Origin of the sequence: Rhizobium sp. Leaf262, assembly GCF_001422245.1 — a bacterium.
Lineage (GTDB): Bacteria > Pseudomonadota > Alphaproteobacteria > Rhizobiales > Rhizobiaceae > Agrobacterium.
The window spans coordinates 683342-708999 of sequence record NZ_LMMM01000001.1; the positions used below are offsets into that span (position 1 = coordinate 683342).

At 56.2% G+C, this 25658-nt stretch carries 23 protein-coding genes; 4 read left to right on the forward strand and 19 right to left on the reverse strand.

Features of this window, described 5'->3' with window-relative positions:
* The first annotated feature begins 85 nt into the window (after positions 1–85).
* Entirely contained in the window at positions 86–1369 is a 1284-nt protein-coding gene (locus ASF29_RS03045) for a glucoamylase family protein (RefSeq protein ID WP_244473466.1), read from the forward strand.
* Here ASF29_RS03045 and ASF29_RS03050 read toward each other — a convergent pair.
* Entirely contained in the window at positions 1366–3261 is a 1896-nt protein-coding gene (locus ASF29_RS03050) for a sugar phosphate isomerase/epimerase and 4-hydroxyphenylpyruvate domain-containing protein (RefSeq protein ID WP_062448670.1), read from the reverse strand. The two genes, ASF29_RS03045 and ASF29_RS03050, sit on opposite strands and share 4 nt — an antisense overlap.
* A gap of 120 nt (positions 3262–3381) precedes the next feature.
* Between ASF29_RS03050 and ASF29_RS03055 the strand changes: the two genes are divergently transcribed.
* Complete coding sequence (locus tag ASF29_RS03055) at positions 3382–4077, forward strand: TetR family transcriptional regulator (RefSeq protein WP_062448356.1); 696 nt, start codon at positions 3382–3384, stop codon at positions 4075–4077.
* A gap of 51 nt (positions 4078–4128) precedes the next feature.
* Here the strand turns inward: ASF29_RS03055 and ASF29_RS03060 are convergent, their stop codons facing one another.
* The 5 genes from ASF29_RS03060 to ASF29_RS03080 form a co-directional block, all read right to left on the reverse strand.
* Positions 4129–4998 carry a shikimate dehydrogenase gene (locus ASF29_RS03060; RefSeq protein WP_062448357.1) on the reverse strand — a complete coding sequence of 290 codons (870 nt, stop codon included), beginning with the start codon at positions 4996–4998 and terminating at the stop codon, positions 4129–4131.
* A gap of 61 nt (positions 4999–5059) precedes the next feature.
* Positions 5060–5821, reverse strand: coding sequence for an amino acid ABC transporter ATP-binding protein (locus ASF29_RS03065; protein WP_062448359.1), 762 nt, complete (start codon positions 5819–5821; stop codon positions 5060–5062).
* Between the two features lie 15 nt (positions 5822–5836).
* On the reverse strand, positions 5837–6676 hold the full coding sequence (locus ASF29_RS03070) for a transporter substrate-binding domain-containing protein (RefSeq protein WP_062448361.1): 840 nt from the start codon (positions 6674–6676) through the stop codon (positions 5837–5839).
* A 33-nt stretch (positions 6677–6709) separates the two neighbouring features.
* A complete protein-coding gene (locus ASF29_RS03075) occupies positions 6710–7360 on the reverse strand; it encodes an amino acid ABC transporter permease (protein WP_062448363.1) in 651 nt (216 codons plus the stop codon).
* Between the two features lie 10 nt (positions 7361–7370).
* Entirely contained in the window at positions 7371–8039 is a 669-nt protein-coding gene (locus tag ASF29_RS03080) for an amino acid ABC transporter permease (RefSeq protein ID WP_062448365.1), read from the reverse strand.
* Positions 8040–8381: 342 nt separating this feature from the next.
* Between ASF29_RS03080 and ASF29_RS03085 the strand changes: the two genes are divergently transcribed.
* Entirely contained in the window at positions 8382–9923 is a 1542-nt protein-coding gene (locus ASF29_RS03085) for a cryptochrome/photolyase family protein (RefSeq protein ID WP_062448367.1), read from the forward strand.
* A gap of 33 nt (positions 9924–9956) precedes the next feature.
* Here ASF29_RS03085 and ASF29_RS03090 read toward each other — a convergent pair whose 3' ends face one another.
* Together ASF29_RS03090 and ASF29_RS03095 are read right to left on the reverse strand one after the other, a co-directional pair.
* On the reverse strand, positions 9957–11990 hold the full coding sequence (locus ASF29_RS03090; protein ID WP_062448369.1) for a PAS domain-containing sensor histidine kinase: 2034 nt from the start codon (positions 11988–11990) through the stop codon (positions 9957–9959).
* Positions 11991–12021: 31 nt separating this feature from the next.
* A complete protein-coding gene (locus ASF29_RS03095; RefSeq protein WP_062448673.1) occupies positions 12022–13524 on the reverse strand; it encodes an ATPase domain-containing protein in 1503 nt (500 codons plus the stop codon).
* A gap of 476 nt (positions 13525–14000) precedes the next feature.
* Here ASF29_RS03095 and ASF29_RS03100 point away from each other — a divergent pair, with 476 nt between their 5' ends.
* Positions 14001–14627 (forward strand): outer membrane protein, encoded by a 627-nt coding sequence (locus ASF29_RS03100; RefSeq protein ID WP_062448371.1) that lies wholly within the window; start codon positions 14001–14003, stop codon positions 14625–14627.
* 59 nt (positions 14628–14686) lie between these two features.
* On the opposite strand, the gene ASF29_RS03105 is transcribed toward ASF29_RS03100, so the two are convergent.
* The 11 genes from ASF29_RS03105 to ASF29_RS03155 form a co-directional block, all read right to left on the reverse strand.
* A complete protein-coding gene (locus ASF29_RS03105) occupies positions 14687–15772 on the reverse strand; it encodes a hypothetical protein (protein WP_244473467.1) in 1086 nt (361 codons plus the stop codon).
* Positions 15773–15774: 2 nt separating this feature from the next.
* On the reverse strand, positions 15775–16575 hold the full coding sequence (locus ASF29_RS03110; RefSeq protein ID WP_062448373.1) for a tetratricopeptide repeat protein: 801 nt from the start codon (positions 16573–16575) through the stop codon (positions 15775–15777).
* An 87-nt stretch (positions 16576–16662) separates the two neighbouring features.
* On the reverse strand, positions 16663–17958 hold the full coding sequence (locus ASF29_RS03115; protein WP_062448375.1) for an LLM class flavin-dependent oxidoreductase: 1296 nt from the start codon (positions 17956–17958) through the stop codon (positions 16663–16665).
* A 12-nt stretch (positions 17959–17970) separates the two neighbouring features.
* The gene (locus ASF29_RS03120) at positions 17971–19314 is read right to left on the reverse strand and encodes an MmgE/PrpD family protein (RefSeq protein WP_062448376.1); all 1344 of its coding nucleotides are present in this window, start codon (positions 19312–19314) and stop codon (positions 17971–17973) included.
* On the reverse strand, positions 19311–20099 hold the full coding sequence (locus ASF29_RS03125; protein WP_062448378.1) for an amino acid ABC transporter ATP-binding protein: 789 nt from the start codon (positions 20097–20099) through the stop codon (positions 19311–19313). The genes ASF29_RS03120 and ASF29_RS03125 overlap by 4 nt, the downstream gene beginning before the upstream one ends.
* A gap of 12 nt (positions 20100–20111) precedes the next feature.
* Positions 20112–20894 (reverse strand): amino acid ABC transporter permease, encoded by a 783-nt coding sequence (locus ASF29_RS03130; RefSeq protein WP_062448380.1) that lies wholly within the window; start codon positions 20892–20894, stop codon positions 20112–20114.
* Positions 20891–21637 carry an amino acid ABC transporter permease gene (locus ASF29_RS03135; protein WP_062448382.1) on the reverse strand — a complete coding sequence of 249 codons (747 nt, stop codon included), beginning with the start codon at positions 21635–21637 and terminating at the stop codon, positions 20891–20893. Before ASF29_RS03135 ends, ASF29_RS03130 begins: the two co-directional genes overlap by 4 nt.
* A 23-nt stretch (positions 21638–21660) precedes the next feature.
* Positions 21661–22500: a transporter substrate-binding domain-containing protein gene (locus tag ASF29_RS03140; protein ID WP_062448384.1), complete on the reverse strand. Its 840-nt coding sequence runs from the start codon at positions 22498–22500 to the stop codon at positions 21661–21663.
* 278 nt (positions 22501–22778) lie between these two features.
* Positions 22779–23849 carry a sn-glycerol-3-phosphate ABC transporter ATP-binding protein UgpC gene (ugpC, locus tag ASF29_RS03145; protein ID WP_062448385.1) on the reverse strand — a complete coding sequence of 357 codons (1071 nt, stop codon included), beginning with the start codon at positions 23847–23849 and terminating at the stop codon, positions 22779–22781.
* On the reverse strand, positions 23846–24673 hold the full coding sequence (locus ASF29_RS03150) for a carbohydrate ABC transporter permease (protein ID WP_062448387.1): 828 nt from the start codon (positions 24671–24673) through the stop codon (positions 23846–23848). The genes ugpC and ASF29_RS03150 overlap by 4 nt, the downstream gene beginning before the upstream one ends.
* On the reverse strand, positions 24670–25572 hold the full coding sequence (locus ASF29_RS03155; RefSeq protein WP_062448389.1) for a sugar ABC transporter permease: 903 nt from the start codon (positions 25570–25572) through the stop codon (positions 24670–24672). The genes ASF29_RS03150 and ASF29_RS03155 overlap by 4 nt, the downstream gene beginning before the upstream one ends.
* Between the last annotated feature and the right edge of the window lie 86 nt (positions 25573–25658).

The following is a 25658-nucleotide window of genomic DNA, read 5'->3' on the forward strand; positions in this document are numbered from 1 at the left end:
ATCCGGCCAGTACAAAAGCGCTATTAAATTGCCGGAATGTTTCGGTTAGTCTCGGGGTATTGCAAAAAAAAAGCTGGATAGCATTTTGGATACCAAGAGCCATTTATTAAACGCACAGAGCCTTACTCCTCAGCGTTCCCTCCCTGACGATATCGAGGAAATCCAGTACCGGACGTTCGAATATTTCTGGCTGGGAAGCCATCCCACGTCAGGGCTGGCGAGAGATCGCCTGCGGTCCGACGGAACTGCCATTAACGAGATTGCTTCGGTTTCCGGTACGGGCTTTTCCTTCATGGCCATCATCGTCGGTGCCGAGCGGCGGTGGATCACCCGCGATGAGGCGCTGAACCGTGTGATCACCATGGTGCAGGCCTTGCAAAAGGCAAAACGCTTCCACGGCGCATTTGCACATTTTCTCCACGCAGAGACCAGCGATGTCATACCTTTCGGGCCGAAGGATGATGGCGGCGATCTGGTGGAAACGGCGTTTCTGGTGCAGGGTCTGATCTGCGCCCGGCAGTATTTTTCCGGCTCGACCCTCGCAGAAATGCGGTTTCGCACAATCGCTCATGATTTGATCGCGAATGTCGAATGGGACTGGTACACCCGCGGCAAAGATGGCCCGATGTGGTGGCACTGGAGCCCAACCTACAGGTGGTGCTTCAACATTGCGATTGGCGGTTGGAACGAAGCACTGGTGTGTTACGTGCTGGCGGCAGGCGCGCATCGTCACCACATTGAACCGATCCATTATCATCAGGGCTGGGCTCGATCCGGCGAAATGGTCAACGGCAGTTCCTATCTGGGGACGACCTTGCCTCTAGGCGAACCGTTCGGCGGCCCACTGTTTCTGTCGCAATATTCCTTCTGCGGGTTGGACCCGCGTGGCCTGTCGGATCGCTACGCGAATTACTGGGAGCAGGTAGAAGCACATACCCGGATCAATTACAGTTACTGCCAGTCCAAATATCCCGATTCCGATTTCTGGGGCATGACGGCGAGCGATGGTCGCAACGGTTATCGCGTACACTCGCCAACTCAGGACGACGATGTCATTTCGCCCACCGCCGCCTTGTCAAGTTTTGCATTTTGTCCTGACGAGGCGACGAAAGCCGCACGCGCCTTCCTGAAATTCAAGGAGGGCAGGCTGATGGGCCGATACGGTTTCGTCGACGCATTCTCCCCGAACCACGACTGGATCGCAGACACCCATCTGGCGATCGATCAAGGGCCGATCGTCGCCATGATGGAGAACTATCGGTCCGGATTGCTTTGGTCGTTGTTCATGACCGCGCCGGAAGTTCAGCGGGGTCTGTCGCGCCTCGGTTTTAGCGTCGAGCGCCAGTCGCAGGAGGAAATGCCGCTCTAGGTCCGCGGCATTCCCGCTGGTCGCAGCAAGCGCCTCTGGGCGCCGATCCGGAAGGGTGCGTTCATCGCGCCATAGCCGTTATATTGGCCACGTCTCTCCACGATTTCGAAGAAGAAGCCTTCTCCGAAGGTCTGGCTGTATATCTGGAAATATTCGCCTTGATCGTCCCGATCATAAAGAATGCTGGAGGCGCGCAGGGCATCCGATAGTTCGGGCTCCAGTCCAAAACGCGCTTCCAGGTCGTCGTAATAATTGCGCGAAATGGGCAGGGCCTGAAACCCCCGTGCGTGGAGGTCTTTGGCGGTCGCGAAGATGTCGTTGGTTGAAAACGCGATGTGCTGAATACTGGTGCCGAAGCCCTCGGCCAGAAACTTGCCGGCAAATGTCTTGCGATTGTCCGCCCCGTTCATCGTCAGGCGGAAATCGGGCTTGGGCAGGCTTTCGATTGCCTGACTGCGGACCAGACCGCCGGGCTCGACCACGTCGACCATGGGCGTGCGGCGCATCGAAAAAATCGAGGTGTAGAATAGCAGCCACGTCAGCATTTCATCATAGCGTGTAGTCTGCGCGAGGTGATCTATGCGGGTCAGTCCGGCGCTGCCGTCTGTCCCTGCCAGTTGGATAAACTCTTTCTCCCAAATGGATGACAGGGCGGGGGAACCATCGAGGAAATAGATGACGCCGTTACCGACACCTTGAATGGCAGGAATGGAAGCTTCGCCGCTTCGGCGCGGCTCGAAGAATGTCGGAGCGCCCAACGCTGCCGCACGCGCCAGCGCATCCGCGGCATTGTCGACTTTTAGACCAAAGGCATAGGCATTCGTTCCATGCACGGAATAGGACGCGCCTGCAAAGCTGTCACCTGTGCTGTCCGTGTTGATGACGATGCGGATATCGCCCTGGGTGTAAAGTTCGACGTCGCGATTGCAGTGCCGCGCCGATTTGTTGAAGCCAAGCGTGAAGAGTAGCGTCTCAAGATCGGCTTTCTCGTTTGCGCCGGTGGTGAATTCCACGAATTCCACGCCGGTCGTTTCTACCGGAGCCGGCATATCCGGCACGGCGATACGAATATCCGGCTCCTGACGGTGAACCTTGTCCATCAAATTGACGAGCGAGCGATGGCCGTCTTCGGCGAGCAGGCGTGCTGAGCCACCACGAAACTGGTCGTTGAAGATTTCCAGCGACAGGGGGCCGGAGTATCCCGTTGCCGCGACGGCTTTCATGAACTCGACCACGGCGAGATCGCCTTCACCTGGCATGTTGCGGAAGTGGCGGCTCCAGTAGAGTAGATCCATGTCGAACAGGGGCGCATCCGCCAATTGGACGATGAAAATCTTGTCACCCGGTATGGAGCGGATCGAGTTGGGATCGATCTTACGTGACAGGGTATGAAAACTGTCGAGGATGATACCGACATTGGCGTGGTCTGCGCGGCGCACGACCTCCCATGCGTCGCGATGGTCGCTGATGTGGCGACCCCAGGCCAGCGCCTCGTAGCCGACACGCAGCCCGTGTTTCGCCGCTCTTTCTCCAAGTTCGTTGAAATCCTGGGCGGCACGGTCGATACCGCCGAGCGAAATGGGCGAGACGTTGGAGCAGATCAGCATGAGATCGGTGCCCAGCTCACCCATGATATCGAACTTTCGCTCTGCGCGTTCGAAAGCCCGCTGGCGATGATGATCCGGCATTCCCTCGAAATCGCGGAATGGCTGAAACAGGGTAATCTCAAGGCCATGGTCGCGCACCATTGATCGGACTTCTCGTGGAGACGCATCATAGGTCAAGAAATCGTTCTCAAAGATTTCCACACCTGAGAATCCGGCCTTGGCAATGGCCGCCAATTTTTCTGGAAACTCTCCGCTAATGGAAACTGTTGCGATGGATGTCCGCAGTGGCAGCGTTTGCTGTTCGGTGCCAGAGATGACCATATTGCCTTCCTTTCCAGCTTTATGTACTAATTAGTTAATAATGGCGGCTTCAATAAGGCCGAGCCGACGGGTTATGGGTGGAGAATGACGAAAGTCGCGAGTTCGAGCACTATCAGCGCCACACGGCAGCCGAAACGCGATCCGGAAGGCGTCCGTCGCGATATTCTGTCTGTCGCGATGGACGAGTTTTCGCAAAACGGCCTCTCCGGTGCGCGCATAGACGAGATCGCTGCGCGCACGCGTACGTCCAAGCGCATGATCTATTATTACTACGGCGACAAGGAAGGCCTGTACCAGCAAGCGCTGGAGAAGGCCTATGCCAATGTGCGCGGCGGCGAAAGCGAGCTTGAACTCGATGACATGGAGCCTCGAGCAGCGCTGGAGAAGCTCTGTCGTTTCACCTTCGACCATCACCGTCGAAACCCGGCCTTCATCCGCATGGTCATGATCGAGAACGTTCACCATGGTCGGCACATGCAGGCATCTGAAACGATCCGACAACTCAACCGCCCGGCGATCGGCGCGCTTGAAAACGTGCTGGCGCGTGGCCAGAGCCAGGGCATTTTCCGTGAGGGCATAGAAGCCTTGGAGCTTCACTGGCAGATCAGTGCATTGTCGTTCTTCAATGTGTCCAATGCCGCGACGTTTTCGTTCATTTTCGGCGACAGTCTTTTTACCGAAAACGGTCAGGAGGCGCTGTCGAAGCATGTTGCGGACATGGTGTTGCGCTATGTGCTTCGGGTCGATCATATCGGCGCTACCGAAAAAAGCGATGGGTGACGAGCGGCGCAGGCACGCGGTCCACATCGCATTTCGCGGTTGCAACGATGGTCATACCTTTGCCTCTTGCCTGCACAATTCGTTGAAATGGGCGCTCATGCGAGTGGGATCGGGCTCTCGGCCAGAAAACAGTCTGAATGCATCGACGGCTTGAAAGACGGCCATGCCCCCGCCGGGCAGCACCTGGCAACCCTTTTTCGTCGCTTTCGCGAGCAGTTCTGTCACCAGCGGCATGTAAACGATGTCGGCAACCCAATGCCGTGGCTGGATCAGCGCGGCGGATACCGGAATTCCGGGATGGGCAGGCATGCCGGTTGGCGTCGCGTGGATGAGGCCATCGGCATGCGGTAGCGAACTTTCGGCGCGGTCGACCGCATGAGCACGCTGGGCACCAAAGCGCAGGTTCAGCTTTTCGGCCAAACCTTCCGCGCGGCTGACATCCTGATCGAGAATGTCCAGGCGTTGAATGTCGAGCTTGAGCGCAGCATGTGCTACGGCCACGCCCGCACCGCCCGCACCGATGAGGAGGGCGCGATCCCGTTTTGCATCCGGTAGACCCCGCTTGAAACTCTCGTAAAAACCGTACCAGTCGGTGTTGTGTCCGACCCGCTTTCCATCACGAAAGACAACGGTGTTGACTGCACCCAGCATGCGGGCATCTTCCGACAGCTCGTCGAGATAGGCGATAACACGCTGTTTGAAAGGGTGGGTGATGTTGACACCCGCAAACCCGCGCCCTTCAGCTTCATCGAGAAGTTCCGGCAGGGCGTCTTCGGAAACCTTCCTGCTGTGGATATCGATCAACTCGTAATCATAGTGCATGCCATGAGCAGCACCCTCGCGCATATGCATCGCGGGCGTTTTGGATAGCTGGATATCGGCACCGATCAAGCCGACCTTCAAGGATGTTCTGTCTGTCATGTCGGCATTCTCATCGGTGGGAAACTGGTCTGGGCTGATCGCTTCAGGTCCATGGTGGACATCAATGATGGGCGAGGATTTCGCCCAGGAACGTGCGCGTCCGCTGGTGTTGAGGATTTTTGAAAAACTCTTCGGGTGGCGCCTCTTCGATAATCTCTCCCGAAGCCATGAACACCACGCGGTCTGCGACTTGTCGGGCGAAGCCCATTTCGTGGGTAACGCAGATCATCGTCATGCCGTCGCGGGCAAGACCGATCATGGTATCAAGGACTTCCTTGACCATTTCCGGGTCAAGTGCGGATGTAGGCTCATCGAAAAGCATGGCTTTCGGCTCCATGCAAAGCGCACGAGCGATAGCCGCACGCTGCTGCTGTCCCCCGGAAAGCTGTGCCGGATATTTGTCGGCCTGATCGAGAATACGAACACGCTCCAGATACCGGCGAGCGGTGGCTTCCGCCTCGCTCTTGGACAAGCCTTTGACGCGCATGGGGGCAAGGGTGCAGTTTTCGAGAATCGTCTTGTGCGGAAACAGGTTGAAGTTCTGAAACACCATGCCGACTTCACGCCGCACGGTATCTATGGCGCTGACCGAAGATGTCAGCTTCGTTCCCTCGACGGTAATCGTGCCTTCCTGAATGTCTTCAAGATGGTTGATACAGCGGATCAGCGTAGACTTGCCCGAGCCGGACGGGCCGCAAAGAACGATTTTCTCGCCTTTGCGAACCGACAGATTGATGTTCTTCAGTGCATGAAAGGCTCCATACCACTTTTCCACCGCTTCAAGAGCGATCAGCGGAACCTGAGTGTCGGCGGTTTGCAGCATGGGAGCCTCCTCCAATTACTTTACGGTGAAGGGGATATCGGGCAGTGATTCCGGGAAGGCCGGAACATCGCGCTTCATCCACTTGGTGTAGATTTTGGCGAGCTCGCCGTTGCCCTTGATCTTCACCAGAAATGCATTGACGGCTTCATTCCAGTCCTTCTCACCCGGACGTGTGCCGGCACCGTTGTAAAGCGTGGTCAGGTCGAACTTCGGCTCGTATTTTCCAGCAGCCGCTGCATTCAGCCGATCGCCGTAGAACTGATTTCCACCAACGACTTCCACTTGGCCGGAAATGAGGGCCTGGATGTTCGCAGCATCATCATCGAAGCGCAGGATGTTGGCTTTGGTGCCTGCGCCTGCGGTGATGGCCGTATCCATGGCGCTCGACTTGGGAACGCCGACAGAGACACCTGTCAGATCGTCATAACCGGCGATCTTCTTATCCTTCGGTCCATAAACCGACAGCACGTTGCCCGCATAAGGGATGGAATACTGGATTGTCTTTGCGCGTTCAGCCGTCATGCCCATGGTCGCAAACAGAACGTCGACCTTGCCGGTCATGAGTGCGGGGATGCGGTTTGCAACGGCCAGCGGAACGAACTCGGCCTTTACGCCGAGATAATCTGCGAATGCCTTGCCGATATCGGCATCGAGGCCGTCCTGTACGCCGCTCGAATTGACGAAGCCCCATGGCGAGTTATCGCCCTGAATGCCGATGACGACCTTGCCCTTGGCCTTGGCTTCGTCAACGGTACCGGCAAATGCATCGACCGGTGCGACGAATGGCAGGGCAACGGTTGCTGCGGCAAGCGCAAGCAACGTGCGGCGGTTCATTTTCAGGCTCTTGGATTTCATCTTTTGCTCCTCCTTACAAAGCTGATGACACGATTATCGTGAGGCGGTCTGAAGCCGCTTTTCGACGCCAGCGCCCCACAGGGAGAGCGGCCAGCAAATGAGAAAATATGTCAGGCCCACGATCGCGAACACGGTCAGGGGCTTGAACGTCTGGTTGGAAATGATCTGGCCCGCCCGCGACAGCTCTACGAAACCGACAATGGCTGCCAGCGACGTTCCCTTGATGAGTTGCACGAGAAAGCCGATGGTTGCGGGCAGGGAAATCTTGAAGGCTTGCGGCAGAACGATGTCTTTCATCCGCGATACATAGTGAAGCCCGAGCGCTTTGGCTGCCTCGGTCTGGCCTTTCGGAACAGCCTGGATTCCACCGCGCCATATTTCACCGAGAAATGCGCTGGCATGCAAGGTGAAAGCGATGGCGACTGCGAGCCATGCGTCTATGTTCAGGCCAAGCAGCGCGACACCGTAATACACGACGAACAACTGCATCAGCAGTGGCGTGCCCTGGAAGATAGCGATGTAACCAGCTGTGACGCGCGATGCGATCTTGTTGTCAGCTGTTCTTGCCAATGCCACGCAAAGGCCGAACACGCCGCCGCCAAAGAATCCGATCAGAGTGAGGGCCAAGGTCCATTTCAGACCCTGCATCAGAAAAAACAATTCGTTGGGACCGATAGACGTCATCGTTTTTACCTCACTTGACCGGATAGCTGAACGACAGGCGCGATATCAGTGCGAAAACGCCCATCATCAACGAGGAAATAACGAGGTAGAGCAGGGTGATGGAGAAATAGACCTCGAAAGACCTGAACGTTTCCGCCTCGATTCGTTGCGCAACCGAGGTCAGCTCATAAGCGGCAATCGATGTGCATACGGACGTCGTCAGGGTCAGCATGATGAACTGACTGGTAAGCGACGGATACACTGCGCGCAGTGCAGGTTTCAGAATGATGTGACGGAAAATCTGCGACCGACGCAGTCCGAGCGCCAGACCGGCCTCGATCTGCCCTTTCGGAACGGCATCCACACCGCCGCGGATGATTTCGATGGCGTAGGCGCCACCATTCAAAGCCAAGGCGACAACAGCCGTCGTCGTCGGGTTGAGCCGCAACCCCATCTGCGGAAGTGCAAAAAAGATGAAGAAAATCTGGACGAGAAACGGCGTGTTACGGATGAGTTCGACAAAGCCGATTACCAGGGCACGCAAAGGTTTGATGGAGGAGCCGCGGGCGATGACACCAAGAACGCCAATGATGGTCGCCAAAAACATGCCTGCAATCGCAAGCCCGATGGTTGCCAGGCAGGCAATAAAGAGTTCAGGCAGGCGGTCGTAGACTGCCGAAAAATCCAGCGTATATGCCATCTATCCTCCCACTCCCACAAAGTTCGATTGCCCAGCTCCCGAAGGTCGCGCAAGCAGCAAAACAACTTTGCTTAATCTTTCTTGCCGTCGACCTGGGCCTCCCGAGCTTTCAGCATCGACATAATGTTTGTACCAGTTAGTTCATTTCTGTCAAGCGTATGGGAAACCTGATCTTCAGGCCAAGGAAAAGACCGAGCAAGGTGCGACTTTTGGTTCGACAAGATGGCTAAAACCGAGAGCGGGTTTCAATATCCTAGGCTCACTGATCGACGAATTTCGTTTTAGCGCCTCATCCAGTTTCGATTCGGTTTCGTATAGCTTCCTACGGAAGGGTGCCGAACCATGACTCAGTGTAGGAATATTGTCTTCATTTTGGGCGATCAGCTCTCTCCAAGCGTTTCCAGCCTGCGTGAGGCAGATCCTGAACGTGATGTTGTTTTTATGTGTGAGGTGGCTGAAGAGACCACTTATGTTCGCCACCATCGCAAGAAGATCGTTTTCATCCTCTCTGCCATGCGACATTTCGCAGCCGATTTGGCTGCGGCAGGACACAGGGTACGTTACGTGCGTCTGGACGATCCCGACAACACCGGCGCGTTCACGACAGAGTTGAAAAGAGCGGTCGATGAATTGCAGCCGGACGCTGTGGTGGTGACGGAGCCTGGGGAGTGGCGGGTTTTGCAGGACATGCAAAGCTGGCAATCGAAGACCGGCGTGCATGTGGATATTCGCCCGGACGACAGGTTCCTTTGCTCTCACGACGCCTTCGGTCAATGGGCCGAGGGCCGTCGTCAACTGACGATGGAGTTCTTTTATCGCGACATGCGTCGAAAGACGGGGCTGTTGATGGACGGCGAACAGCCCTCTGGTGGTCGCTGGAATTTCGATAGCGAAAATCGGTCTCCCGCAACGCAGGATTTATTCCGCCCCAGTCATCCGCGCTTTAAGCCCGATAAAATGACGCGTGAGGTCATGGAACTGATTGAAGACCGTTTTCCCGACCATATGGGATCGGCCAAAGGCTTCGCTTTCGCGGTCACGCGTGAAGATGCCGAGATCGCAGCGGATGCTTTCATCTCCGATTTTTTGCCGAAGTTTGGCGAAACACAGGATGCCATGGTCTCGCGCGACCCTTTTCTCAATCATTCTCTTTTGTCATTTTATATCAATATCGGCTTTCTCGATGCGCTTTCCTTATGTCGAAAAGCGGAGCGCGCATATTTGGAAGGCCATGCTCCCATCAACGCCGTCGAGGGGTTTATTCGTCAGATCATCGGCTGGCGCGAATATATGCGCGGGATTTACTGGCTCCTAATGCCAGACTATGCCACGCGCAATTTTTTCGAAGCCAAGCGGCCTTTACCGGACTTTTTCTGGACCGGAAAAACAGCCATGGCCTGCCTCGCAACCGTCATCGGCGAAACCATTGAAAATGCCTATGCCCATCACATCCAGCGCCTGATGGTGACTGGTAATTTTGCGATGCTTGCCGGCCTCGATCCTTACGCGCTGCACGAATGGTATTTGGAAGTCTACGCAGATGCGTATGAGTGGGTGGAACTTCCCAACGTCATTGGAATGAGCCAGTTTGCAGATGGCGGGATACTGGGATCGAAGCCTTACGCGGCAAGCGGCGCATATATTTCTCGGATGTCGGACTATTGCCAGAACTGTCACTATGATGTGCGCCGCAAGACGGGTGAGGGGGCTTGCCCGTTCAACGCTCTCTATTGGGACTTTCTGGCCAGAAACGAGAAAAAGCTTTCCGCCAACCGACGCCTCGCGCAACCCTATGCCACATGGCGGAGAATGGAGGAGGCGCAACAAAAGTCCTATCGCGACAGCGCGCGCGCTTTCTTGAAAAAGCTCGACGACGGCGTTTGATGATCGCTGCACGCCTCATCGCCGCCGTACAACTTAGATGGATGAGCCGCTAGGTCCTGCTGTCGACGCCAAGACCTTGGAAATTTCCGTGGCGAGCTGATCCTGGGTATAGGGTTTGCCAAGGCGGGTGATTTCGAGATCCGTGCCTTCGGGCAGGTCGGCATAACCGGTAGCGATCAGGATAGGCAGGCCCGGTATCAGTTCACGTGCCCTGCGAGACAGTTCTGCTCCGTTCATACCCGGCATCGAGAAATCGGTGACCAAGAGGTCGAATGTCCGTTCTGCTGACAGTATTTCGAGAGCTTGCTTGCCGGAGCTGGCTTCCACGACTTCATGGCCCAAATCCTCCAACATATCTACGGAGCTCATGGCAATCAGGGCATCATCGTCGACCATGAGAATTCGCAGGTGCCTATCGGTTGCCAACGGAGTTGCGGTTGTGACGGGGGAAAGAGGAACCTGACTGGTGTTTTCTTCACTCACGGGAATCCAGAGTTCAGCGGTGGTGCCCTTGCCGGGCGTGCTTTGGAGAACGAGCGCGCCCTTCAACTGCAGGGCCAAGCCGTGGATCATCGAAAGACCGAGGCCGGTTCCCTTGCCGAGTTCCTTGGTGGAAAAGAACGGATCGATTGCTTTTTTAAGGGTCTCCGCGTTCATGCCGACACCGGTATCCGTCACCGACAGGACGATATAGTCACCCGCTGCAAGCTCTGGGGTGGTACGAGACACCCTGTCTTCGCGCAGACCGATGGTGATGGTGCCGCGTTCCACGGTGGCGTCGCGCGCATTCACCACAAGGTTCAGAAGTGCAAGTTCGATTTGGTTGGCATCGCCGAGAGCCAACCGCACATCCTTCTCGATTGCACGCTCGAGGACGATGCTCGATCCGACGGAGCGCCTCAGCAGGTCGTCCATGTCTTCAATGAGCTTGGGCATGTCGATAGGCTTGACCTGCAGGTCCTGCCTGCGTGCGAATGCCAGAAGACACTGGGTCAGGGAGGCACCACGCTTGGCGCCCTTCAGCGCGCCATCGATGAGACGCATCGCGCGCTCGTCCCCTGACACGTGTTTTGCCAAGAGTTCCAGATTGCCCATCACGGCCATGAGCAGATTGTTGAAATCATGGGCTACACCGCCCGTCAGTTGACCGATAGCTTCCATCTTAAGCGCCTGGCGAAGCTGCTCCTCAGCCTTTTGCCGTTGCTCGACTTCCGCCATGACAGTCTCATGGGCCTGAAGCAATTCAGCCGTGCGCTCCTCGACCCGAAGTTCCAGCGTCTCATTGACCTGACGCTGCCGTTCTGCAATTTCCCGACGCTCCGTAATGTCGGCGGACACTCCCACCATTTTCACGGGGATGCCATGTCTATTACGATAGAGTTGCGCCTTGATTTCCGCCCAGTGAACCGAACCATCGGCCCAGATCACCCTATATTCGATGGAGTATTCCTTGCCGTTCTCAATCGTGTCCCGCACCGCCGATTGCATGCGCGGACGATCTTCGGGATGGACGCCAGCCAACAACTGTTCATATCCGAAATCATCATTGCGTCCGTATCCGAAAATCGCCTTGCATGTATCCGAGCAAACGAGAGTCAAGGAGGCGAGATCGAGCTCCCAGGAACCTAGACGGCCCGCGCTGAGTGCTGTCTGTAGCCAGGATTTGCTGTCCGCAAGGGCTTCGATCTGCGTTCTGGCATGGAATTGCCGCAGCCTGTTACGAAAGGCCGTTCGCGAAACGCTGATGAAGGTTGTCGCGTGGAAAGGGCGTTCCACAAAGCTGACATTGCCCAAAATCTCCGACAGGCGAAGCGCGACTGGATTGCGATCCGGTCCGCCGCCACGGTGCGTCAGGACGATGAAGGGAAGATCGGACCATGCGGGCTGATTTCCGATCCAGTCTGAGAGCGGACGCAGATCTGCGGACCGCAACGTTTCTTCCGTCACCACGACGAAAGCGACGTCGTCGCCCATTTCTGAAACCATTGCCGGGATCGTCTCGACCGTCCGGGAAACGATCCCGGCCTCTGTCAGCAGGGATGCTGCGATCTGCGCATCTCGTCCCATGGGCGCGTAGACAAGGGCGAAATGTCCTGTATCAAAAATTTTCCGTACTCCCTTCCAAGGGAACGGTCATGGAATTATCACCGGTCAGGACAGGGACGCCTCGCAACACGCCTTGGAACGTTGACAGCGGTTCACCCAATGTCAGCCCTTTATCGCCTATTCTATATTCGCGGATCGTGTCCTCATGCAGACCAGTCCGCTTCTTGATAACGGAAACCGCGCGGCGCACCCGACCAGTCGCTTCGAAATAACGGAGAAGAATGACAGTATCTGCAAGGTAGGTGACATCCACGGGAGACTTCATATCGCCCACCAGACCGTGTTGGGCGACCGTCAGGAAGGTGTTTGCTCCTTGCCTGTTCAGAAATTGCAACAATTCGTGCATGTGCAGGATCAATGCGTTTTCTTCAGGCATAGCCGCTTGATAACCGTTGATGCTGTCGATCAGAACGGTCTTGGCATCATAAGTCGCGACCTGATCTCTTACGCGTTGCGCAAACTCTCCGGGGGAGAGCTCCGCAGCATCGAGTTGTTCGATATAAAGATGTCCATCGGTCTGCATCTGCTTGAGATCGATGCCCATCAGCTTCATGCGTTCGAACAGAAGCCCGAGTTCTTCATCGAAGACAAATACCGCTGCTTTCTCGCCCCGTTTTATCGCGGCCTCGACAAACTGGATACCGAAAATGCTTTTCCCCGTGCCTGCCGGTCCGATCAAAAGCGTGCTCGAGCCGCGATTGACGCCACCACCCAACAGGCCGTCCAGTCCGGTGATACCGCTGCTGAGTGTTTCCCGCGTAAAGGATGTCTTGTGTTCGATAGCCCGCAAGCGCGGGAAGACGGCAACGCCGCCCGTGCGAATGACAAAGTCATGGTAGCCGCCGCGATAAGCCTGACCGCGATATTTCAAAACCTTCACGCGGCGACGCTCGGACCCGTAATTTGGCGAAAGTTCTTCCAGATGAATAACGCCATGAACGACACTGTGAACCGTTTTGTCCAAAATATCGGCCGTCAAATCATCCAGCAGAAGCACGGTTGCGCCGGACTTGGAAAAGTAATGCTTCATTGCCAGAATTTGTCGACGGTAACGAAGTGAGCTCTGCGCCAGCAAGCGAATTTCGGAAAGGCTGTCGATCACAACCCGATCAGGCTTGATCCGCTCAAACGCATCGAAGATCAATCTGGTGGTTTCACCAAGCTCAAGGTCCGAAGAATACAGCAAGCTTTGCTGTTGATCGGCATCGAGCAGGCTCTCTGGCGGTACGAGCTCGAATATCTCGATGTTTTCGTTGAGCTCCATTCCGTGAGAAGCCGCGCTGTCGCGTAGCTCCTCTTCGGATTCCGAAAGGCTGATGTAGAGACAGCGTTCGCCTCGATTGGCACCTTCGATCAGGAACTGAAGTGAGATCGTGGTCTTGCCGGTACCCGGCGACCCCTCAAGCAAAAACACGTGTCGGCGGGAAAGACCACCGGACAAAACATCGTCCAGTCCCTCGACGCCCGTCATGGCTTTGCTTTTGGTCTCTTGCATGATCATTCCTGTTTTATGTCTGTTATCAATGACTTTATCATTAGTCGTCGCAAGCGAAACATTTTATATTATCCATCCATAAAATGTTTTTGAACACCTTCTGTTCCAATTGTGCGGTCTCGCACAGAGGTTCTACCTGCTCGAATTCTCAGGTTATTACGGGAAAACAGCTTGGTTGGAGCACGTCGAAGCAGTGCCTTCGATGAATAATTCCGGCCTCCATTTTCGTCGATGCTTCACCTTTTTGGAAGATGAAAGGGAGCGCGTGGTCCTCTGGCTTTGAGCGGACGGCCAAAATTAACGTGCTGTTATCCATACCATTAAAGTTTTAGTTAAAATTGAATGGAATTGAGGAACGGGTCTTATCTTTGTGCCATTTTCAGACCAAACGGCAGTCAGACGCGCAGTTGCGGATGCGTTTTGAAGATTGAGAGGCCAGCCGGGCCGTCTCGCATGGATAATGTTTGGAGTAACCAATGTCGAAGACCCTGAAATCTGTTGCAGCAATAGCCCTCGTTTCGTTTGCGGCGTCCCCCGCGCTCTCGGCCGATCTGTCGTCCTACGAAAGCCCTCCGGCTTACACCGAAGCTCCGTCGACATCCTGGACAGGTGCCTATGTAGGTGGTCATATCGGCGCGGCGATGCCGAGCGCCAATCCCTTCAAAGGTGGCAAAGGCCTGGCACTCGGCGTCCAGGGCGGCTACGACTATGATCTCGGCCCGGCCGTGATCGGCGGCGAACTCGAAGCGACGCATCTCGGCGATACAAAGGTGAAAGTTCCGAACGGCAACCTCAAAGAGCGCTGGCGCGCTGCCTTGAAGGCAAAGGCCGGTGTGAAGCTCGACGACACGCTGGTCTATGGCACCGCAGGTGTCACAGTCACAAGCCTGCGCGACGGTGGAAACGTCATTGGTCCTGATGGCATGAAGGAAGGTTACCTTCTGGGTGTCGGTGCCGAACACCGCTTCACGCCACAAATCTCAGCCAAGGTTGAATACAACTACGTGGCCACGGACGATGTCCGCACGTTCAGCAACGGCGTCGCATCGCATACGGATATCAGCGACAACGTCGTCAAGGGTGGCGTCAACTACCGCTTCTAATTCTGCAATCGACGGCGGGGCACCGACTCCGCCGTCTTTCACCGCCTGCTGCCCAACAGCTAGTATACCTGCACGCCCCGCTTCTCCAGCGTCTCCAAAACAGTGGCTGCAGCAGGGTCGCCCGAAAATCGGCCAGCCTTTTTCAGGGCAGGAAGGTCGAGCAATGCTTCGGTATTCTGCGTGGGAACGTTGACGCTGAGCTCTTCAAGCTTCGCCAGCGGAGCAAGAGCGCGGAGATCGACCACCTCGATCATCGAAATCACCGAAAAACTTTTCAGGTTGGGACAGAAGCGGATGCCGAAGAGATCCTTGATGTCGAAGACGCTTTCCTCACCGCTCCAGAAATACCAGGCAAACGGGTAGATCGTCGCCCCGCCGTCGAATTCCATCGTCTCGATGGCGGCGAGCAGTTCGTCCGTCAAAGGATAGTGCGCCAGATAATCCAGCGCCTCGGGAATGAGATCGTAACCTTCCTCTTCCAGATCGACCGGACGTCCGAGCACGTGAGTTGCGAGTTCTTCTGGTGTGCCGAGATCAAGCATTTTAGCGTCCAGAAGCGCCGACATCGCCGCGAGTTTGAGATTCACGTCCGAAAAAGGTGCTCCGACAGAGCCGTGCGGCGCTGGGTAGGGCGGTGCGGTTGCCTCGTTATATTCGGCTTTGGGATTGACGATGCTGATACCGTAGACGGTGTCGAATGTGATGTGAGCAGTGAGAAGCCCCTCGGGCAACTGTTTCGTTGCGGAACGAGCGCCTTTTCGAACTTTGCTTTCAGGCCCAATCTGGATGTCGGGCACTGCGGTGGGAAGCTCGGCAAGCGATATGCCCATGGGGACGCCAGCGACGGTGTGGTCGAAACGCGAGTTGAATTCTATTTTGCCGATCAGACCGTTTTTATCGATCTGTACGATCACACCGACCGATCTCTCCATGATGTCGATCAGGCCACCCTTGTGTGGAGCGGGCGCGCGCCAGCCTGATCCCATCGCTTTTTCGACCGCGGAAACGGGTATGCCCGGGCGTAAAGCCGCAAGGGCATCGGCATCAACCGAATTATTGGACGCAGCCATTCCTTCTCGTGAGAGAGCCCAGGCAGCCAATGCGGCCCCGCCGATGAGAAAATCCCGCTTGTGCAAGACAGCCATGCCTATTGGTCACCTTTCAGCCATAGCTCCATCATCTTCTCATCATCGGCTTTCGCGCCTTTTTCGTCGCCTGCCTGTCTGCGGGCGGCAGCACGAAAGCCGTAAACTCCGGAATCGTTAGGGGCGAGTTTGAGAGCTGCGTCGAAATCGGCGATGGCGCGAGAGTTGTTGCCGTCGTTGGAATAGGCAAGACCGCGATTGGTGAGTGCATGTACGTTTTCAGGGTCAAGACTGAGTGCTTGGTTAAGATCGCTCATCGCCAGCTCGGGTCTTCCATTCCAGCTCTGGATAGACGCTCGGGTCACATAGAACTGCGAGTTGGAGGGTTCAAGTCGGATTGCAGTGTCGAGGTCGCGCAGCGCTGCGGTCAGATCACGAGCATAGAGTAGATTTGCCTTGCCGCGCCGCCAATAGGCATCCGCCAGGTTGGGAACCAGGGCAATGGCGCGCTCGTAATCAGCCATGGCTTGGGTGTAGGCTTTTCCCGTTTCCGGCGCAGCGAGATCGGCCCTGTCCAGCAGAGCTTCCGCAAGGTCTCGGCCATTAAGCCCTGCCGTATCGACCAGCTTGTCACACGCTTCCCGCGCTTTTTTGTGCTGCTCGAGAATGGCATTCGCGTCCGCTGTGGGCGATGCTTCTGCGCTGCCGTGACGGCACAAATCCCGAAGAACCGTCATCGACGTGGCCCCGTCCGGCTGCGTTTGCTGCCGGGTGTCGCTTCCGACCGCCACCGATGGAACGGCAATGGCGATCAGAAGGCTTGTGATGGTCGTTAGCTGTATGGCGCGCAGATGTGATGGCATATGCAATCCTCCGGGTCTATTTTGAACACGGATTGGCGCGAGGTTCCAGGCCCGTTGATCGCAGGCCCGGACGCAGGCAGCTGCACCTTATAGTGCCGGACGCTTCAGGCCCAGATGATCGCGCAGGGTCGAGCCCTCATAATCCTTGCGGAAAAGACCCCTTTCCTGGAGGATGGGTACGACGAGTTGCGTGAAGTCTTCAAGCCCTTCGGGGAAGAAGGGAGGCATGATGTTGAAGCCGTCAGCTGCGTAGCTTTCAAACCATTCCTGCATACGGTCAGCCACCTCTACGGGCGTACCGAGGACGATGTGGTGACCGCGTCCCGCTGCGACACGCAGAGCCAATTGCCGTATTGTCAGATTTTCCCGTCGCGCAAGTGCGGTCAGAAGCTCGGCGCGGCTTCGCAGTTGGTCGGAGATTGGCAAATCCGGCAACTGACCATCGGGATCGTAGTCGGTCAGGCTGTCACCAATACGCTCTTCGAGGAGCGGCATCGCGCTTTTCAGATCGGTCCACTGGTCAAGTTCGGCAAGCTTCTCTGCAGCTTCCTTCGATGTTTTCCCAATGACCGGCAAAAAGCCGGGCATGACAGCGACATCGCGCGCCTGGCGGCCGAATTTCTCGACCCGTGATTTGAGGCTTTTGTAAAATGCCTGCGCCTCGGCAAGGCTTTGCTGAGCGGTAAAGACGACGTCAGCCGTGCGAGCAGCGAGATCCTGGCCGGGGCCGGAAGACCCGGCCTGAATGAGGATCGGATGCCCTTGAGGCGACCTTGGAATATTGAGCGGGCCTTTTACCGAATAATATTTGCCATTGTGATCGAGCACATGGACCTTCGACGGATCGGCATAGACACCACTCTGCTTGTCTTTGATGAAAGCGTCGTCGTCCCAGCTATCCCAGAGTCCGCGTACCACGTCGACGAATTCTTCGGCAACCGCGTACCGCTCGTCGTGTTCTGGATGCGACTTGGAGAAGTTATTGGCCGTGCGGGCATAGGATGTCGTTACGATATTCCACGCGGCGCGACCGTTGCTGAGATGATCTATGGACGAAAATGCCCGTGCCGTGTGGTACGGTTCGCCGTAGGTTGTCGATGAGGTCGCGGCAAGACCGACCTTGTCCGTCACAAGTGCCAGCGCAGCCAGCAATGTCAGGGGCTCAAAGCGAGCTATCGTGGAGGGATGGGCGTCAACGCCGCTTGTCAGCCCGTCCGCCAGAAAAACCATGTCGAATTTCGCCTGTTCGGCCGTCTGAGAAACACGGCGCAACAAATCGAAATTTTCGCTGCCGGCTTCGGCTTTCGGATGCCGCCAGCCGGAGACGTGGTGGCCAGCTCCTTGCAGGAAAAGGCCGAGGTGGATTTGTCTTTTGGTACTCATTGCAATGTCTCGTCAAATGGAGGGCTGGTTAAGCAGGGAGAGCAGCAAAGCAAGGTCTGCTTCGCTGTTCATGCTGCGGACAAGCTCTGGAATGTCTCTGAAAGAGGTACTGTCTTTCGTTGCGGTCCGAAATTTGTCGGATGGATCGGTGACGCCCGGTAAACCGTCGAAACGACGGGTTTTTGTTTGCCCATCCTTAAGGGCGATATCAAGCACCACGAACCGTGTCTTCGGATCGCTCGACATGCGCGGCGCGGTCTCATCGTGACGACGACTGACGCGGGTCGCCAGCGCCATGATGCGATCGCTGACCGGCTGGTCGTCGAAGTGGTCGAGCCTGAGTGCGCCGTTGAGCAAAGCAGTAGCGAATACGTATTCCGGACTGAAGCGGGCCTCTATGCCATTGGTCGGATTGGTCACGACCAGAGCAGCATCGGCCCCGGGCGGGTAGGTCAGTGTAATCGCCTCTATCTGATCCGCGGTCAGACCTTCGTGGTGGAGATCAATGCCGAGCGAGGCGACGGGATGGCTGGCCGTGCAGCAGGGATAGGCCTTCAATGTAAGGCCGGGCTGGACGATCTGCCATGGCTGTCCCCAGCTTTGTACGGTCAATTCCGGTTTTCCGGCGCCAAAGGCATAAGCGGAATGAAACCCGACTGGATTATCAAGGAAATCTGGAGCGCCACTGAAACCCCTGGCGGCCAAACGCGCAGCCAACAGACCGGAGCGGGCAGCCATTCCTGCATGGTACGGCTTGGCATCAAACCCGAATTGTAACCGCAACCCGGAAGCCTGCGTTGCGGCGAGGCCAAGCGCAGTCGCTGTTTCGTGTTCTGAAGCGCCCGTCAGATGGCAGATTGCGGCTGCTACTCCGACGGGTCCAAGTGTTGCTGTGGCGTGAAAACCATTCTCATAATGTTTGGAGCCCAATGAAAGCCCAAGCCTCGCCATGGACTCCAGTCCGACCACATAGGACGCCACGAAAGACTTGGCGCTGAAACTCCGCTCTGCCGCAAAAGCCAGCAGAGCTGGAACGATGACCGTCGTGGGGTGGCCGCGGACACTCGCATGAACGTCGTCATAGTCGAGCACATGCCCCGCATACGCATTGATCAACGCCGCATTATAGGGATCAGTCTTGTGACCCCGACCAATAAGCACCGATTGCCCAGGGAGGAGACCAAGCGTGTCGATCAGAATATCGGTGGTGCGATCTGTAGCGCCTGCAATCGCACACGCAAGAAAATCGATGATTGCGACGCGGGCCGTCTGCATGGCGATTTCGTCATCGCTCGGATCGGATGCGGCGATTGCTCCGGCAAACGCCGCGGTGAGAGGAGCGTTCGACATGGTCATATTCCTTCACCATGACCGACTGCGCTGCGTGCGCCGCTCAAACCTCCTACGAACTGTCGGATACGTAGATTCTCGGAGGTGTGGAATATCTGGCGCGGCGAACCGTGATCAACAATCCTGCCGTTTTCTGTAAACACGACGGTATCACTGATTTCTTCGGCAAACCGCATTTCATGTGTGACGAGTATGCTCGTCATGCCATCGCGAATAAGGTCGCGGATGACCCACAGCACTTCCCCTACGGTTTCCGGGTCCAGCGCTGATGTTACTTCATCGAAAAGAACGAGTTCAGGCTTCATGGCGAGTGCGCGGGCAATCGCCACGCGCTGCTGCTGACCTCCGGACAATTGACCCGGATAGGCATCTGCCTTTTCCGACAACCGTACCTTTTCCAGCAACTCGCGAGCAAGCTTGGTGGTCGCTGCTCTGTCTGCTCCCAGAATGCGTGTGGGTGCCAGCACGATGTTGTCGAGAACGGTCAGATGCGGAAAGAGATTATATTGCTGAAAAACGATGCCGACACGTTTGCGCAGTTCTATCCGTTCGCTTTCTTTTGTCAGTTCGTCGACCCGGGTGCCAGCCACCGTGATCTTTCCGCTCTGAGGCGTAACCAGCGCATTGATGCAGCGCAAAATCGTCGATTTTCCAGATCCTGACGGTCCGATGATGGAGACAGCATCACCTTTGTTGACAGTTAGGTCGATGCCTTTGAGAACGCTTGTTTGCCCGAAAGACAGGTGTACGTCTTCCAGCTTTACGATCGCGGTGTCTGTGGATGTGTTCATGAGATGAATCCTTTACCCCGCACTGAAGCGCTGTTCCAAACGACGGGTGAGGCGAGCGATGGGGTAGCAGAGCGTAAAGAACGCCGCCATGACCACGACATAGGCGATGACGGTGAAGTCGAGACGTCTTACAGCGGTGCTGGCATCGGTGGCCGCATGCATGAGTTCATGGACACCCACCAGCGACGCAAGCGAGGTACCCATGGCAATCGACGAGGCGACGTTCATCCAGGCCGGAAGCGAACGGCGGATACATTGTGGCAGGATGACGAAGCGCAGCGCCTGCAAACGTGAAAAGCCCAGCCCCTTGGAGGCTTCCCATTGCGTCGTCGGTATGGAAACCACGGCGCCACGCGTGATTTCCGCAATATAGGCGCTGGCAAGCACGGCAAGCCCGATAACGGCCTTTATCCAATCAGGAAAGGGCAGGTAGTTTCCAAACAAAACGATCTCGAAAGGAAAGATGTAGGTCGTGGCAAAGATCAGCACGAGAGCGGGCGCATTGCGAAAAATCTGGACGTAGATCGCTGCGGGCCACCGGATCACCCAGTAAGGTGCCAGTTGCATGAGGCCGAGCAGAATGCCCGCGGTCGTTCCGAGCGTGACCGCGCAAAGCGTGATCAGGATGTTCATCGAAAAACCGGAGGCGAGGTAGGGTATCCAGTCTACCAGTTCCCTGCCAAGCGTGGGATCAATCAGCGACCATGCGATGACCAGCAATGGCATGGCCACGAAGCCGAGATAGCGCAAAATATGGCCGGTCTGTTTCGTCGTGGGGGGCGCAGAATTGCTCATAGTCCATACCCCGGCACGGCGAGTTTACGTTCCACCCATGCGCCCAGACGGGCAATGACGAAATTGATAAGGCTGAAAAAAGCGAGAAGAACGATCATCAGTTCAACCACATTGTCACGCTGCGTCCAGACCATGATCGAAGCATATGTAATTTCGCTGACGGCAATCGCATTTCCAACAGTCGTCGATTTCACCAGACTGATCAGGCCGTTGACGATAGCCGGTAGCGACGCTCGTAAAGCGAGCGGAATTTGCACGTAGCGCAATATTTCGAACCGGCTGAACCCCATACCCCGTGCAGCCTCTACCATGGACGAGGGCACCGCCTCGATGCCGCCGCGGACGGCTTCGGCATGCAGTGCGGCGACGTGGAGACCGACAACGGCGACAACCCAGAAGAACGGAGACAGCGGATTGTTTTGTGCTCCCCCGACCATATTCGACACCACGGTGTTCAGGACGAGGAAGCTGAACATCAGTTGCACGAGTGTGGGGGTATTGCGGGTGAGTTCTACGAACGCGCGCACCGGCGCAGAAAGCCAAAGCCTGCCCGATGTCAGGCAGGCGGCAAAGATCAGTCCAAAGACGAGGCTGACGGGTATCGTTATGGCGACCAGATAAAGCGTTGTCAGGAAACCATCCCGCCATATCTGCGCTTCATAACCTGTCGTCAGAAACTCGTAATTAAGTCCCAGCCTCCCCGTCAAGGCGACGAAGAGGCCGGTCAAGTCCAAATCCTGCATGAGGCTTTACCGCTGTTGGATGCTCACTGTGCAGCAGAAAGCTTCTTGTTTTCTTCCTCTAGATACTTTGTGTTCAAGAGGCGGTTTGCCTTCGCCATCTCAAGCATTTTGCCAGACTTGTGGAGCTTCTTCACGGTTTCATCAAGCGCCGTCTGTGTGTCTTTTTCGCCTTTGCGAAGCCATATCACAGAATCCGATGGGATGAGTTCTGTCGGAAACGGGATGGCATAGTCTTTCCACTCATCAGCGCGGTCGACAAGCAACAGACCGACAGTCGCGCCGACGTGGACTGCGGCGACGCAGTTGCCGCCCTGCAAGGCGAGCAGGGACTCCGGTTGGCTAGGCAGACCCTTGACGATTGCCCCATATTCCTCAGCAAGCGGCTGCGCGTAGTTTGAGCCCTGCGAGATGCAGACCGGCTTGCCCTTGAGATCGGCCCAGTCTTTCAAGCCGCTGTCTTTGCGCACGACAGCGGCGCCGCCTGCACGGTCGTATGGCGTAGGAACATAGTCAAGAATCTTTGCGCGATCCTCGGTGTACTGCATGTTTGCGATGAGGATATCGACTTTACCCTGCTGCAGGAATTGCACGCGGTTCGGAGGCGTAACGGTGACGGTTTCAAGCTCTACGCCCAGATCAGCAGCCAGGGCCTTGGCAAGATCGACATTGTAACCCTTTTGTTCCTGCGATTTTGGATCGATGAAACCAAACGGCGCGCCGGACAGAATGACGCCCACGGTGAGCTTGCCGCGCCCCTTGATGCGATCGAGTGTGGCATCTGCCGACGCCGAAGTGGATGCCAATGCTGCAAGTGTGAGAGACAGTCCGAAGAAAACGGCTTTGGGAAAGGTCTTGAAAAACATCGAAGGCTCCTGATTTCCTGCGGAACCTAGTCAAACCTTGGGGCGGTTGCGAGGAATCCTATTCTTCAGACGGGAAATTTGAGAAAAAACGCATCTCAATTGAGCATCCAATGTCGAACATTTGTCTAGTGGCGTTCTGCGTTTTAAAATATCGATTCAAACCAGCAAGCATCAGCCATGACGCGGCGAGTTTGAGGCAGCCTAAATAGAGCGGAAGTGGCCAAGTGTTTGTTTGTGTGGTGCACAATTCGGGGTGGTGCGTCGGCACTCTGCTGTCGTCATTCGATCCGCATTTCCGTGTCGTCATCAAACAGGTGAATGTGTTCCGGCACGAAATTCAGGCCTATGGTTTGTCCATTGCTGATCGGCACACGTCCGTTGACCACCACGACACATTCAGGCGTCGTTGCGGTGGTGACATAGGTCGTTGAGCCGGTCGATTCCACCATCGCGACCGGTACGTTCAGCGCACCAGAACTGTTTTCGGCAATTATGAGATGCTCAGGCCTCAACCCGACAATAAGCTTTCGATTGGCAGGAATGGTGCGATGCAGATTGATCGTCTGCTGCTCTCCAAGATCAAGAATGAGTGTTTTACCATCCGCTCCCGCCGTCGCCGGAATGAAGTTCATGGCAGGCGACCCGATGAAGCCTGCAACGAAGCGGTTCACGGGGCGGTCGTAAAGCTCAAGCGGTTGACCCTGCTGTTCGATCACGCCCTGGCGCATCACGACCACATGGTCGGCCATCGTCATCGCTTCGATCTGGTCATGCGTGACGTAAACCGATGTCGCGCCGAGCCGGTCATGGAGCGCTCTGATTTCCTTGCGCATATGCACCCGCAAGGCGGCATCGAGGTTGGATAGGGGCTCATCGAACAGGAAGGCCTTTGGGTTGCGGATAATCGCCCGGCTCATCGCAACGCGCTGGCGCTGTCCGCCGGAGAGCTCGCGCGGATAACGATGCAGCAGGTCTGACAGGCCGGTAATAGCCGCCACATCCTCTGCCGCTTTTCTGGCTTCTGCCTTTTTGGTGCCGCGAATGCGCAGGCTATAGGTCAGGTTTTCCTCGACCGTCATGTGCGGGTAAAGCGCATAGGACTGGAACACCATCGCCAGATCGCGCTTGCGCGGCGGCACGTTGTTCATCTTTTCGCCAGCAATGACGAGATCGCCTGCCGAGATCGATTCCAGCCCTGCAAGGGAGCGCAAAAGCGTAGACTTGCCGCAACCGGATGGCCCGACAAGTGCGACAAAGGCACCCTTGCGAATGGTAAGATCGATGTCCTTCAGCGCGTGATAGGCACCGTAATATTTGTTGACGCCCGACAATTCGATTTGGTTGGTCATTTGAGAGCTCCCGATGTGAGGCCGGAAACGATGCGGCGCTGCAAGAGGACAAAGATGGCAAGGATCGGGGTCACATACATGGTGGCATAGGCCATGATGTTGTTCCATTCGCTGGTGTTTGGACCCATGAAGGAGTTGAGGCCGACGCTTGCGGGCTGCAACTCGACATTCTGGATCATCGACTTGGAATAGACGAACTCTCCGAAGGCCTGCATGAAGATGAGAATGGCGCTGACGAGAATGCCATTGCGGGCAAGCGGCAGCACGATGTTGATGAACGCGCCGATGCGGGAATTGCCATCGACCAGCGCGGCTTCCTCAAGCTCCATCGGAACGGCCATGAAGGTGGCTCGAACCAGCACGACGAAGAAGGGCATGCTTTTTGCCGCAATGGCCAGAATGACGGCAAAGCGGGGATAATCCAGCAAACCGACCTGCGAGAAGCCGACGAAGATCGGCGTGATCATCAGAGATGCAGGCAGAACCTGCAGCATCAGGATGAGAAACAGCCCGATATCCACCCAGCCATTGCGATACCGCGCCAGAACATAGGCGCAGCCGGTGCCGAGAACGGCGATCAGCGCCACTGAGCCGAAGGCTATCAGCGTCGAGTTCCAGAGATAACGGCCCATGTTCCGGCTTTCCCAGACATAGACGAAGGTGTTCCACTGTGCTGTCGATGGCCAGAAGCTTGGCGGCGTGGCGAACATCTCCGAGCCGGTTTTCAGCGCCGTGATATACATCCAGTAAAGAGGAAACAGATAGATGGCCGCCATGATGATGGCGATTGCGAGCATCAGGCGATTTCGGCCAGTTTCACTCATCCGCGCACCTCATGACGTGTCGAGCGCACATAGACGATGGCCGCAAACATCACGAAGACGGTCATGATGACCGAAATCGTCGCGCCCTTGCCAAAGTCGTATTGCCGGAAGGAAAGGTCCCAGGCCCAATATTGGGCGACATTGGAGGAGTTGTTCGGCCCGCCATCCGTGATGGCAGCGAAGAGATCGAACTGTTGCAAAGTGAAGATCAGCCCGAGCGAAATGATCGCACCGATGGTGGAGCGCATCATCGGCAACGTGATCGTCCAGAAGCGCTGCCATGCGTTGGCACCATCAAGCTCCGCAGCCTCATAGAGATCGTCGGGAATGGACGACAGGCCGACAGATAGCAGGATCATGTTGAAAGACGTGCCGAGCCAGATATTGGCAAGGATGACGGCCCATAGGGAGAAATGCGGATCTGAGCGCCAGAAGATATTGCTGTCGATCAGGCCGCTTTCGCGCAGAAAGAAGTTCAGAACGCCGAAATCACCCGACAATATCCAGTTCCAGATCGCGCCGACCACCAGACCGGGCATGACCCAGGACACCAGAAACAGTCCGCGCAGCCATGAAGAACCGGGAAATTTTATCCAGAAAAACAGCGCGAGGCCGAAGCCGACGAGAAACTGGCCGGCGATGGAGCCGACCACGAAAATGACGGTGTTGTAGAGAATGGGCAGGGTTTCGGGTTGTTTGAAAAGATCGATGTAGTTTTTGAAGCCTACGAAGGGCCGGATCATGCTTCCGAGGCTGAACATGTCCACTTCCTGAAAGCTCATCAAGATATTGTAGAGCAGCGGGAGGCCAGCCAGAACGAACAGGAAGGCGAAGGGAACACCGACCAGCCCGATATCGAAGCCGCGCCCATCCGTGATGCTGGAAACTATCCTTTTCATGGAAACCTCGTATGCGCCGGTGGGGAACCGCCCGACACCGAAGCGTCAGGCAGTTCCCTCCGGGAGGAAGGGTGGATGGCACGCAT